We start from the raw sequence: 11,957 nt of genomic DNA, 5'->3' as shown, positions 1-11,957 counted from the left end.
CAAGGGCGGAGCGAAGCGGAGTCGCGCAGCGACGCGACCGAAGGGAGCGCCCTTGACAGGGCGCCGCGGGACGGCCGCACAGTCAGACATGCGAGCAGACACCGGAGAGCCTTCCCGACCCGGGTAAGGGGTCAGAGAGGTGGGCCGGGGGTCGGGGGGCCGCTGCGCGGAGCCGGTTCCCCTACCCGCCCCTTCCCGAAACTGGGGCTCCGCCCCAGACCCGCGCCTCAAACGCCGGCGAGGCTGGAGGGTCGAGGTCGAGACGGGACCCCCGCCGGGGTGGATAGCCGGGGTCTAGACGGGACTCGGCGTGGCCCGACCCCTCACCACAGCACCGGCCGCTGCCAAACCCCGTACGTGCTGATCCCCGTACCCCGGCCCCGCCCCGGGGGCGGTGGGCAAACACCGGTCGGGTGGAGTGCCGGGGCGGGGGAGGAGACCCCGGCCCGGAGCTGGACGACGTACCCGGGCCCCGCCCTGGGGGTGGTGGGCAAGTACCGGTCGGGTGGAGTGCCGGTGCGGGGGAGGAGACCCCGGCCCGGAGCTGCACGACGTACCCCCGCCCCACCCCGGAGGTCAGGGGGCGGGCTGGCGGAGGGCGCGGTGGATGCTGGTGGGGGTGAGGGTGCCCAGGATCTCGCCGGTGTCCGGGGTGGTGACGGCGATCCGCGGGGTGTCCTCTTGGAGGAGGAGGGACAGGGCCTCGTGGAGGGACGAACCCAGGGGGAGGCCGGCCAGGGACGTGGTCGGCCGGACGGCCCCCGGGGTGCCCGCCGGGTTCGGGCCCCCCGGGTTCGGTCCCCCCGAAGACGCCCCCACCGGCTCCAGGTCTCGTTCCGTGATCGGGGTGACCGTCAGGCGGCGCAGGGCGCGGTCCGTGCCCACGAACGTGGCCACGTACGGGGTGGCGGGGGCGGCCAGCACCTCGGCGGGGGGTGCGAGCTGCTCGATCCTGCCCTGGCCGTAGACGGCGATGCGGTCGCCCAGGCGGACGGCCTCGGCGAGGTCGTGGGTGACCAGCAGGATGGTCTTGCGCACTGTTTTCTGGAGGGCCAGGAACTCGTTCTGGAGGTGTTCGCGGACCACCGGGTCCACCGCTCCGAACGGCTCGTCCATCAGGAGGACCGGCGGGTCCGCGGCCAGCGCGCGGGCCACGCCCACGCGCTGCCGCTGGCCGCCGGACAGCTGGGCCGGGTACCTGCCCCCGTACACCGAGGGGTCGAGGCCGACGAGTTCGAGGAGTTCCGCGGCGCGGGCGCGGGACTTCGCGCGGCTCGTGCCGAGGAGGCGGGGGACGGTCGCGGTGTTCTCCAGGACCGTCTTGTGCGGGAAGAGGCCGACCTGCTGGATCACGTACCCGATGCGGCGGCGCAGTTCCACGGGGTCCGCGGCGGAGATGTCCTCGCCCGCGAGCAGGATCCGGCCGGAGGTCGGCTCGATGAGCCGGTTGACCATCCGCATGGTGGTGGTCTTCCCGCAGCCCGAGGGGCCGACGAGGGTGACCAGTTCGCCCTCCGCCACCTCGAAGGACAGGTCCTCGACGGCGGTGGTCCCGTCCGGGTAGCGCTTGGTCACGTGCTCGAATCGGATCATCCGGCCAGTTAAGCGCAGGCGCGCGCAGTGAAGTGTGAAGGGCGTGTTGCCCGCGTGCGAAGGTTCCAGGCCACCGGCCCCGGCGGGGGTTAGGGTCGGAGCCGGTGAGCCGAGCGGGGGTGGGTGCATGGCCGGGCAGAACTGCCTGGTGGCGAACGACTGGGTCTGCTGGGAGTACGTCCGCTCCCGCAGCCAGGAGCTGACCGACGCCACCGTCGAGCACGTCTGGATCACGGCTGTGTCGGTTCTCATCGGGCTGGCGGTCGCCCTGCCGCTGGCGCTGCTCGCCCGGCGCGGGCGGCGCTGGGCCGCGCCCGTGCTCGGGCTGACCACGCTGCTCTACACCGTGCCGTCGCTGGCCATGTTCTCGCTGCTGCTGCCGCTGTTCGGGCTGTCGGCTGCCCTGGTGGTGACCGGTCTGGTGCTGTACTCGCTGACGATCCTCGTGCGCAACGCCCTGGCCGGGCTGGAAGGCGTACCGGAGGAGGCGCGGGAGGCGGCGCGCGGGATGGGCTACGGGCCGGGGCGGCTGCTGTGGCAGGTGGAGCTGCCGCTGGCGCTGCCCGCCCTCTTCGCCGGGGTCCGCATCGCCACGGTGTCCACGGTCGCGCTGACGACGGTGGGTTCGATCGTGGGGAAGGGCGGGCTGGGGAACCTGATCGCCCCGGCCGTGAACAGCTCTTTCAAGGCCCAGGTGCTGACGGCCTCGGTGCTGTGCGTGCTGCTGGCCCTGGCCGCGGACGTGCTGCTGCTGGGATTGCAGCGGCTTCTCACCCCGTGGTCGAGGGCTGCGGGGGCCGGGCGGGCGGCTCGGGGCCGGCCGGTGAAGGGGGACTGAGGCGTGGATGTGGTGGGGCAGTCCTTCGGGTGGCTGGCCGAGGGGTCCAACTGGGCCGGTGAGAGCGGTGTGTGGCACCGGCTGGCGGAGCACGTGTACGTGAGCGGGCTCGCGCTGCTGATCGCCTGCGCCGTGGCGCTGCCGCTCGGACTGTGGCTGGGGCACCTCGGCAGGGGCGGTGCGCTCGCGGTCAACCTGTCCAACATCGGCCGCGCGGTGCCGGTGTTCGCGGTCCTGGCGCTCTTCGCCGTCTCGCCGCTGCGCAGCGCGGGGTACGTGCCCACGGTCGCCGCGCTCGTGCTGTTCGCGGTGCCCCCGCTGCTCACGAACGCGTACGTGGGTATGCGCGGGGTGGACCGGTCGGTGGTGGACGCGGCGCGGGGGATGGGCATGTCCGGGCCCCAGCTCTTCCGGCAGGTCGAACTCCCGCTGGCCCGGCCGCTCGTGATGACCGGGCTGCGCTCGGCGGCCGTGCAGGTCGTGGCGACGGCCACGATCGCCGCGATGGTCGGGCAGGGCGGCCTGGGCCGGATCATCACGGCGGGGTTCGCCACGTACGACACCGCGCAGGTGGTCGCCGGGGCGCTGCTGGTCGCCCTGCTGGCCCTGCTGGTGGAGGGCGCCCTCCTGGTCGCGGACCGGCTGGTGGCGGGTGCGGGCCGCGGTGGGCGGCGGGCCGGTCGGCGGGTGTCTGCGTCCTAGTCCCTTCCGTTCGGCGTCCGGCGCGGCTGTTCTGCGCGGGTTCCGGCGGGTTTGTGAACGTGTCCTCTTTCGAACGGAGTCCTGATGAGCAAGACCTCACGTGTCCTCGGAGCCGCCCTCGGCGTGCTCGCGCTGACCGGGGCGCTCGCCGCGTGCGGTGGCGAGAGCCTGGAGCAGACGAAGGGCGGCGGTGCGTCCGCGGATGCTTCCGCCGGGGGCGGGAAGAAGGGCTCCCTGGTGATTGGCTCGGCCGGGTTCACCGAGTCCAACGTGCTCGCCGAGCTGTACGCGCAGCTGCTGGAGGAGGCCGGCTACGGCACCTCGATCACCACGGTCGCCAACCGCGAGCTATACGCCCCGGCGCTGGAGAAGGGCCAGATCGACGTCGTCCCGGAGTACGCGGCCACCCTCGCGGAGTTCCTCAACGCCAAGGTGAACGGGCCCAAGGCGCCCGAGTCCGCGCCGGTCGCGTCGAGCGACGTGGCGCAGACCGTGGCGGCGCTGCGCAAGCTCGCGGAGCCGCGCGGGCTGAAGGTGCTGCCGGCGGGCGGGGCGGTGGATCAGAACGCCTTCGCGGTGAGCCGGGAATTCGCGGCGCAGAACAAGCTGAAGACCCTTTCGGACCTGGGCCGTTCCAAGCTGGCGGTGAAGATCGCGGCGGGTGACGAATGCGCGGTGCGGCCGTTCTGCGCGGTGGGCCTCAAGGGAACATACGGAATCAACGTTTCCGGTATTGACCCCAAGGGAGTCGGCACCCCGCAGGCGAAGCAGGCGGTGAAGGACGGAGTCGATCAACTCGTCCTGACCACCACCACGGACGCCACCCTCGACGCATTCGACCTCGTACTCCTCGAAGACGACAAGAAGCTGCAGAATGCGGACAACGTCCTTCCTGTCGTGAATGCGAAGGACGCCGGGGCCCCGGAGATCGCGGCCGCACTCGACAAGCTCACCAAGGTGCTCACCACCGCCGATCTCGTCGAACTCAACCGCAAGGTGGACGCGGAGCGGGCCAAGGCGGCCGATGTCGCGAAGGCTTATCTCGTGGAGAAGGGGCTGCTCACGAAGTAGCGGCACCGGCCGTAACGGAGTTCGTGACGAAATCGTGGGGCAACCGCCGGAAAGGATTGCCGGGCGGTTGCCCCACGGCACGCCCACTCCCTGTAAATTTCAGGCCATGCCCCGTGGACGCCACCGCCAATCGCCCCCTCTGCACAGGCTGCTGACCCCCTCGGTGATCGCCGGTGTGTCTCTCACCAGCGCCGCCGTCGCCTGGCTGCTCGCGGAACCCCTGGCCCTGCGCCTCCTGGTGGCGCTCACCGCGGCCGCCGGGCTCGCGGGCGCCGTGGTCATGCGCGGCTGGGACCGCGCGGCGGGTCGGCGGGTCGCCGAACTGGCCCGCGAGCGGGTCCGCGACGAGTGGCGCACCGAGGACCGCATAGCCGAGCTCGAAACCCACTTGGAGGAGTCCCGGGCCCTGCGGAACAAGCTCGACCGCAAGCTGCGGGCCAAGCGGGTCGAGCTGGCCAAGCTGCGCAACGAGCACGCGGAGCTGCTGCGCCGGTACGCCACCGCCGAGACCGAGCGGGCCGGCGCGCTCGAAGGCCGCAGGCTGCTGGCCATGGAGGCCGCGGCGGCCGGCCCCGCGAGGGAGCTGCCGCCGGTCTCCGAGGAGCGCACGGCGAGCGGCGCCCCCACCCCGGTCGGGTACGCGCGGGCGAAGGCCGCCCTCACGGCCCTGGTGCGCAAGGCGGAGGCCGCCGAGGAGGCCCGGGCTCAGGCCGCCGGGGCCGCGGAGCAGGTCCAGGGCCAGGTGCAGGCGCAGGCCCGGGCGGAGCACGTGCGGCCCGCGGCCCTTCCCGCCGCGCCCGCCCCCGCGGCCATCGCCACCGCCCCCGCCCCCGCGACCGCCCTCCCGGCGCGCCGGCCCGCTCCCGCCGCCACGGCGGTCGAGCCCTCGGCCGCGGCCCGCGGGGCCTCCCGGGCGGTCGGCGGCTTCGACTTCTTCGGCACGAAGACGGCCGACCAGGCCAAGGCCATCGAGGCCGTGCAGAACGAGGACCTCGCGGACGTGGTCGGCGCCGAGGTGCTGGCGGCCCACAAGGCCGAGACTCCGGACCCGGAGTTCAAGCCGCGCGAGCCCGGTCACGCGGCGGCCGGCCAGGTCATCGACCTGACCGAGCACGACGAGACCGAGGCCATCGACGTGGCCTCCCTGCGCACCGCCATCTCCTAGGCCGCCCCGAAGGCCTGTGCGGGCGCTCCCGGCACCGGTGTGTCGTCCGGTGCCGGTGAGACCCCCGGCTGTCTCCTATGCTCGGGTACGACCATTCGAATCAGAGGAGCACATCCATGGGCCAGAACGTCTTCTTCGAGGTGTCCGCCGACGGCGAGAAGCTCGGCCGCATCGAGTTCAAGCTGTACGACGACGTCGTGCCGAAGACGGCTCAGAACTTCCGCGAGCTGGCCACCGGTCAGCACGGCTACGGCTACAAGGGCTCGCCGTTCCACCGCGTCATCCCGGAGTTCATGCTGCAGGGCGGTGACTTCACCAACCAGAACGGCACCGGCGGCAAGAGCATCTACGGCGAGAAGTTCCCGGACGAGAACTTCCAGCTGAAGCACACCAAGCCGGGCCTGCTGTCGATGGCCAACGCGGGCCCGAACACCAACGGCTCGCAGTTCTTCATCACCACCATCGTCACTGGCTGGCTGGACGGCAAGCACGTCGTCTTCGGCGAGGTCGTCTCCGGCATGGACGTCGTCACCGCCGTCGAGGCGCTGGGCAGCGGCTCCGGCCGCACCACCAAGAAGATCATCATCGAGGACTGCGGCACCGTCTGAGCCGCAGCCCCGCCCGCCCTCAGGGCAGGTAGCCGGCCACCAGCCGGGAGAGGTGGCGGCCCGCGTTGCGCAGCGGCGTCTCGCTCTGCGTGACCTGGGCCGTCATCTCGGCGCCCTCCAGGGTGTTGAGCACCGTGCAGGCCAGGTCGCGGGCCTCGGCCTCCTCAATGCCCGCGGCGAGCAGCCGCTCCGCGATCAGTCCGCGCCAGTGGGCGAAGGCCTCCGCGCAGGCGTTCTGGATCTCGGGCAGCCGCCCCAGGGTCTCCAGCGCCGTGGCCGTGACGGGGCAGCCGTCCGCCCACCGGGAGCTCTTCAGGGCCTCCGCGAGGTGCAGGGCCACCGCCTCCACGGCCTCCGCCGCGTCCTCCCGCGAGTCGAGCCCCTCCTTGAGCAGGAGGGCGAACTCCTCGTCCCCGAAGCGGATCGCCGCGACCGCCAGCTCCTGCTTCCCGCCCGGGAAGAAGTGGTAGAGCGAACCGAGGGTCGCTTCCGCCTCGCGCACGATCTGCTTGATCGGCGCGTTCTCGTACCCCTGGTGCTGCATCAGCCGCGATGCGGTCCTGACCAGGCGTTCCCGGGTGCCCACGGCGTCCTTCGGGTCTTTCGCTGCTGTCTTCGGCATACGGGAGATCGTACCCCGAGATCTAAATAGAGCGTTCGCTCTACTGCTGTGCTACTGTCGTGCCGAGCGCTGGATAGAGCGTTCGTTCTAGTCCGGTTGCGAGAGTTCACGCAGGCGAGTCAGGCGAGTCAGGGGAGACGGCAAGATGAGCGAGACCAGCAGGAACAAGACCGTGACCGTCATCGGCCTCGGCCCGATGGGGCAGGCCATGGCGGCGGCGTACCTGGCCGCGGGGTACGCGGTGACGGTCTGGAACCGCACCGCGAGCCGGGCCGACGCCCTCGTCGCGCAGGGCGCCGTACGGGCCGGGAGCGTGGACCGGGCGCTGGCGGCCGGGGGGCCGGTGCTGCTGAGCCTGATCGACACGGACGCGATGTACACGACCTTCGCCTCGCCCGAGGCCCAGGCGGCCCTGAGCGGCCGGGTCCTGGTCAACCTGTCGGCCGATACCCCGGCCAAGGCGGGCGCGGCCGCCCGCTGGGCGCAGGAGCGCGGGGCCCGGGTCCTGGTCGGCGCGATGAACGTACCGCCGTCCGGGATCGGCAAGGCCGAGTCCTCGGGCTTCTACAGCGGCTCCGAGGAGCTCTTCGAGGAGCAGCGGGAGCTGCTGTCGGTGCTGACCACCCCCGACTTCCGGGGCGAGGACCCCAGCCTGGCGGCGCTGTTCTACCAGCTCAACATGGTGGTGTTCTGGAGCTCGATGACCGGCTACTGGCAGGCGGCCGCCCTGGCGGAGGCCAACGGCATCTCGGCGGCCGAGTTCCTGCCGTACGCGAACTACACCGCCGACAGCATGCGCGGTTTCCAGCAGTTCTACGCCCCGCGGATCGACGCCGGGAACCACGCCGGAGACGTGGACCGGCTGACGATGTGCCTGGAGGGCATCGAGCACATCCGGCACACCCTCGCCGGCTCCGGGGTGGACACCGGGGTGTTCGCGGCGCACGCGGAGCTGTTCCGCGCGGCCGTGGACGGCGGCCGGGGCGGCGACAGCTCCTCCAGCCTGGTGGAACTGCTGCGCGCGGGCGCACCGGCCGGGTACCGCGCGTAGGCCGTCTCTTTCGGATCGTCGCGGACCCGTCAAGATCCGGAGGAGACGGCCTACCGGGCCCGCCGGAGCCGCGGGGCGGCCGCCGCGTCAGAACAGCGGCAGCTGCCCCGGCATCTCCGGCAGCACGAACCCGTCCAGCACCGGCGCCGAGGCCCCCAGCACCACCCGCGCCCGCGACCCCGGGCAGGACACCATCTCCCCCCGGCTGCCGGGCGGATCGTGGCGGGCGATGCGCCCGCCGGTGACGGCGCAGTCCCGCCCGCAGTTCGGGCAGGAGCGGCGGGGGGAGGAGGACGAAGACGGCATGGGCCCAGTCTCCCAGGGGCCCGGCGGCCGGCCCTACTTGTCGATATCGCCCACGACGAAGAACAGCGAGCCCAGGATCGCCACCATGTCGGCCACCAGCGTGCCCGGCAGGAGCACCTCCAGCGCCTGGATGTTGTTGTACGAGGCCGAGCGGAGCTTGAGGCGGTACGGGGTCTTCTCGCCCTTGGAGACCAGGTAGTAGCCGTTGATGCCGAGGGGGTTCTCGGTCCAGGCGTACGTGTGGCCCTCCGGGGCCTTCAGGACCTTCGGCAGCCGCTGGTTGACCGGGCCCGCGGGCAGGTCCGCCAGCCGGTCCAGGCAGGCCGCGGCCAGGTCGAGGGAGTTGTGGGTCTGCTCCAGCAGGCACTCGAAGCGGGCCAGGCAGTCCCCGTCCTGCCGGGTCACCACCTTCAGGGTGTCCTGGAGCTGCCCGTACGCGAGGTACGGCTCGTCGCGGCGCAGGTCGAAGTCCACGCCCGAGGCGCGGGCGATCGGCCCGCTGACCCCGTACGCGTGGGCCGCCTCCGCCGACAGGACGCCGACCCCGCGGGTGCGGCCGCGGAAGATCTCGTTGCCGAGGACCAGGTCGTCGTACACGTGCATCCGGCTGCGGACGTCCGCGATCGCGGCCCGCGCCCGGCCCGCCCAGCCCAGCGGCAGGTCCTCCTTGAGGCCGCCGACCCGGTTGAACATGTAGTGCATCCGGCCGCCGGAGACCTCCTCCATCACGGCCTGCAGCTCCTCGCGCTCGCGGAACGCGTGGAAGATCGCGGTGATCCCGCCGAGCTCCAGCGGGTACGAGCCGAGGAACATCAGGTGGTTCAGCACCCGGTTCAGCTCCGCCAGCAGCGTGCGCAGCCACACCGCCCGCTCCGGGACCTCCATGCCGAGCATCCGCTCGACGGCCATGACCACGCCGAGCTCGTTGGAGAACGCGGACAGCCAGTCGTGGCGGTTCGCGAGCATGACGATCTGCCGGTAGTCGCGGGCCTCGAAGAGCTTCTCCGCACCCCGGTGCATGTAGCCGACGACCGGCTCCGCGCTCACGATGCGCTCGCCGTCCAGGACCAGCCGCAGCCGCAGCACGCCGTGGGTGGAAGGGTGCTGGGGCCCGATGTTGAGCACCATGTCCGTGCTCTCCGCCGCACCGCCGATGCCGACCGTCGTCTCCGTCATGCGCACAGTGTCGCAGCCTAGGGTTGGAGCATGGATACGGGGACGCAAGAGGAACGGGCCGAGCCGGGCTGGACCGCACTGCCCGGCGGGCTGCTGAGCCTGCGCCGGCTGCTGCTCGTCCTGTGGCTGGGGGCGGCGGCACTGGCCGCCGGGATCCTGCTCGGGGTGCTGGCCGGACCGGCCTGGGCGGCCTTCGCGGCGCTGCCGCTGGCCCTGCTCGGCTGGGGCTGGGTGCTGCTGGGCCGCAACTGGCGGTCCTGGCGCTACGCCGAGCGCGCCGACGACCTCCTGATCAGCCGGGGGGTGCTGTGGCGGGAGGAGACGGTGGTGCCGTACGGGCGGATGCAGCTGGTCGAGGTCACCTCGGGACCGCTGGAACGCCGCTTCGGCCTGGCCTCCGTTCAGCTGCACACCGCGGCGGCGGCCACCGACGCGAAGATCCCCGGGCTGCTGCCCGGGGAGGCCGAGCGGCTGCGGGACCGGCTGACGGAGCTCGGCGAGGCGAGGTCGGCGGGGCTGTGACGGGGGACGGACGACACGAAGCGGCCCCCGGGCCCGCAGCCCCCGTGCCCGAGCGGCGGCTCCACCCGGTCACCCCGCTGCGCCGGGCCTGGGCGCCGATAGCCGTACTCGCGGGCCTGGTCCTCAACCAGCCGGACCGGGCCCGGGAGTGGTCCGGGCACCTGTCCACGCTCATCGGGGTGCTGGCCTTCGCGGGCCTGCTCGTTCTGGCCGGCCTCTACGGATTCTTGAGCTGGTGGTTCACCCACTACAGCATCACGGCCACCGAACTGCGCATCCGCACCGGCCTGGTCTTCCGCCGCACCGCCCACATCCGCCTCGACCGCCTCCAGGCCGTGGACGTCACCCGCCCCCTGCTGGCCCGCCTGGCCGGGGTGGCCAAGCTCAAACTCGACGTGATCGGCACCGACGACAAGGACGAGCTGGCCTACCTGGGCGAGGGGGAGGCCCGCGCGCTGCGCGCCGAACTGCTCGCCCGCGCCGCCGGCTTCGCCCCCGAGACGGCCGCGGAGGTCGGCGAGGCCCCGGTCAGCGAGCTGCTGAGGGTCGCGCCGGGCCGGCTCGCGGCGGCCCTGCTGCTGAGCCTGGGCGTCTGGGCGGCCCTGCTCGGCGGGATCACCGCCCCCTTCGTGGTCTGGCGCCTCAGCGACAGTCTGACGGCTGCCGCGGTGACCCTGCTGCCGGTGCTCGGCGGGGTCTGGGCCGCCACCGCCGGCCGTTTCCTGACCGAGTACGACTGGACGGTCGCCGAATCCCCCGACGGGCTGCGGCTGGACCACGGGCTGCTGGACCGGGCGCACGAGACGGTCCCGCCGGGCCGGGTGCAGACCGTGCGGATCGTCGAACCGCTGCTGTGGCGGCTGCGCGGCTGGGTGCGGGTGGAGCTGGCCGTGGCGGGCTCCTCGAACGACGTACTGGTCCCGGTGGCCGAGCGGGAGGCGGCCGTCCGGCTGGTGGCCCGGGTGCTGCCCGGGATGGAGCTGGACGCCCTGGTCTTCGAGCCCGCGCCGGACCGCGGTGCGCGCTGGGTGGTCCCGGTCTGGTGGAAGGGGTACGGGCTGGCGCTCACCGACCGGGTCTTCGCCGCCACCCGCGGCCGGGTCTGCCGCCGTACGGAGCTCGTCCCGCACGCCAAGGTGCAGAGCGTACGGCTCACCCAGGGCCCCTGGGAGCGGGCCCGGGGCCTGGCCGACCTGCACGTGGACACCGGGGCCGACGGTACGGTCACCGCCCGGCTGCGGGCCGCAGACGAGGCCGCCCGGCTGCTGCGCGAGCAGGCCGACCGCTCCCGCACGGGCCGCGCGGACGCCCGCCCGGACCGCTGGATGACCGGACCCGGGCAGGACTGACGGCCCGTCGGGGACGGCGGCGGGGGAGGCGGCCGGGGGAGCCGAGCGGGCCGGGGACACGGCCGGGACGGGGCAGCGGCCCGGCGCGGCGGACATGGGCCGGACGGCGGTGCGGGGGTGGCCCGTACGGGGGGTGTGGCCGCCCGGTCGGCGCAACTCCGGGCCGATTATCGGCCCGCCCGGCCTGTCCCGGGTAGGGCAGGGACGGCGGACCGCCCTCCGGGCTGCCGCCCCGGGGTCCTCGCCGGCCCCCGCGCCGCCCACCATCCGAGGGACACGCCCATGAAGACCCCGCGCCCGCCCCGCCGCGTACGCACCACCGCCACCGCCCTGACCACCCTCCTGGTCGCCTTCGGCACCACGCTGGCCCTCGCGGCCCCCGCCTCCGCCGCGCCCTCGCTCGTGACCCGGCGCGGCGGCGAGACCCGCTTCGAGGCCCGGCCCGGGGACGTGAACAACGTCCGCTTCTACGCCTCCGGACCCCACCTCTACGTCACGGACAGCGCGAGCCCGCTGTCCGCCGGCCCCGGCTGCGTCCAGGTCAACCCGCACCTCGCCCGCTGCGGCACCGTCGCCGGCAGCTACCGGATCCTCGCCCTCCTCGGCGACCGCGACGACCGGGTGCAGAACGACACCGCGATCGTCTCCGACCTCCTCGGCGAGGACGGCGACGACGTGCTCATCGGCGGCGAGGGCAACGACCGCCTCATCGACAGCGACGGCTGGAGCACCGTCCCCGTCACCACCACCTTCAGCGGCCGCGGCGGCAACGACACCGTCTTCAGCCGCAACGGCGGCTTCGACCGCATCGAGTGCGGGATCAGCGCCGACCTGGTCAGCGCCGACGACGCCCGCCTCGACGTCCTCGCCGCGGGCTGCGAGATGGTCGAGCGCTAGACAGCGCTGTGCACCCGGACGAAGGGCGGCCGGCGCCGGAGTCTCCCCCGGCGCCGG

At 73.3% G+C, this 11,957-nt stretch carries 13 protein-coding genes; 9 read left to right on the top strand and 4 right to left on the bottom strand.

Annotation, left to right across the window (positions count from 1 at the left end; translation table 11 throughout):
* Window positions 1-576 precede the first annotated feature (576 nt).
* Complete coding sequence (locus ACZ7JZ_RS18005) at window positions 577-1,593, bottom strand: ABC transporter ATP-binding protein (protein ID WP_470939932.1); 1,017 nt, start codon at window positions 1,591-1,593, stop codon at window positions 577-579.
* Between the two features lie 127 nt (window positions 1,594-1,720).
* Between ACZ7JZ_RS18005 and ACZ7JZ_RS18000 the strand changes: the two genes are divergently transcribed.
* From ACZ7JZ_RS18000 to ACZ7JZ_RS17980, 5 genes are all read left to right on the top strand, one after another.
* Entirely contained in the window at window positions 1,721-2,431 is a 711-nt protein-coding gene (locus ACZ7JZ_RS18000; protein WP_470939929.1) for an ABC transporter permease, read from the top strand.
* A 3-nt stretch (window positions 2,432-2,434) separates the two neighbouring features.
* Window positions 2,435-3,133, top strand: coding sequence for an ABC transporter permease (locus ACZ7JZ_RS17995; RefSeq protein ID WP_470939927.1), 699 nt, complete (start codon window positions 2,435-2,437; stop codon window positions 3,131-3,133).
* Between the two features lie 84 nt (window positions 3,134-3,217).
* On the top strand, window positions 3,218-4,204 hold the full coding sequence (locus ACZ7JZ_RS17990) for an ABC transporter substrate-binding protein (RefSeq protein ID WP_470939924.1): 987 nt from the start codon (window positions 3,218-3,220) through the stop codon (window positions 4,202-4,204).
* Window positions 4,205-4,310: 106 nt separating this feature from the next.
* Window positions 4,311-5,369 carry a hypothetical protein gene (locus ACZ7JZ_RS17985; RefSeq protein ID WP_470939921.1) on the top strand — a complete coding sequence of 353 codons (1,059 nt, stop codon included), beginning with the start codon at window positions 4,311-4,313 and terminating at the stop codon, window positions 5,367-5,369.
* A gap of 116 nt (window positions 5,370-5,485) precedes the next feature.
* On the top strand, window positions 5,486-5,977 hold the full coding sequence (locus ACZ7JZ_RS17980) for a peptidylprolyl isomerase (protein ID WP_470939918.1): 492 nt from the start codon (window positions 5,486-5,488) through the stop codon (window positions 5,975-5,977).
* A 19-nt stretch (window positions 5,978-5,996) separates the two neighbouring features.
* On the opposite strand, the gene ACZ7JZ_RS17975 is transcribed toward ACZ7JZ_RS17980, so the two are convergent.
* Window positions 5,997-6,599, bottom strand: a complete 603-nt coding sequence (locus ACZ7JZ_RS17975) for a TetR/AcrR family transcriptional regulator (RefSeq protein ID WP_470939915.1) — start codon at window positions 6,597-6,599, stop codon at window positions 5,997-5,999.
* A gap of 145 nt (window positions 6,600-6,744) precedes the next feature.
* On the opposite strand from ACZ7JZ_RS17975, the gene ACZ7JZ_RS17970 reads away from it, so the two are divergent.
* On the top strand, window positions 6,745-7,650 hold the full coding sequence (locus ACZ7JZ_RS17970; RefSeq protein ID WP_470939912.1) for an NAD(P)-dependent oxidoreductase: 906 nt from the start codon (window positions 6,745-6,747) through the stop codon (window positions 7,648-7,650).
* Between the two features lie 87 nt (window positions 7,651-7,737).
* Here the strand turns inward: ACZ7JZ_RS17970 and ACZ7JZ_RS17965 are convergent, their stop codons facing one another.
* Entirely contained in the window at window positions 7,738-7,956 is a 219-nt protein-coding gene (locus ACZ7JZ_RS17965) for a hypothetical protein (protein WP_470939909.1), read from the bottom strand.
* Window positions 7,957-7,989: 33 nt separating this feature from the next.
* Window positions 7,990-9,132: an NADH-quinone oxidoreductase subunit D gene (locus tag ACZ7JZ_RS17960; protein WP_470939906.1), complete on the bottom strand. Its 1,143-nt coding sequence runs from the start codon at window positions 9,130-9,132 to the stop codon at window positions 7,990-7,992.
* A gap of 30 nt (window positions 9,133-9,162) precedes the next feature.
* Here ACZ7JZ_RS17960 and ACZ7JZ_RS17955 point away from each other — a divergent pair, with 30 nt between their 5' ends.
* From ACZ7JZ_RS17955 to ACZ7JZ_RS17945, 3 genes are all read left to right on the top strand, one after another.
* Window positions 9,163-9,654, top strand: a complete 492-nt coding sequence (locus ACZ7JZ_RS17955) for a PH domain-containing protein (protein ID WP_470939904.1) — start codon at window positions 9,163-9,165, stop codon at window positions 9,652-9,654.
* Window positions 9,651-11,003, top strand: coding sequence for a PH domain-containing protein (locus tag ACZ7JZ_RS17950; RefSeq protein WP_470939901.1), 1,353 nt, complete (start codon window positions 9,651-9,653; stop codon window positions 11,001-11,003). Before ACZ7JZ_RS17955 ends, ACZ7JZ_RS17950 begins: the two co-directional genes overlap by 4 nt.
* Before the next feature lie 282 nt (window positions 11,004-11,285).
* Complete coding sequence (locus ACZ7JZ_RS17945) at window positions 11,286-11,900, top strand: hypothetical protein (RefSeq protein WP_470939898.1); 615 nt, start codon at window positions 11,286-11,288, stop codon at window positions 11,898-11,900.
* The last annotated feature ends 57 nt before the right edge of the window (window positions 11,901-11,957 follow it).

This window comes from Streptomyces sp. NPDC038213 (assembly GCF_055600495.1).
Note: the sequence above shows the minus strand (reverse complement) of the source record. Positions and strands in the feature narration are given on the sequence as shown.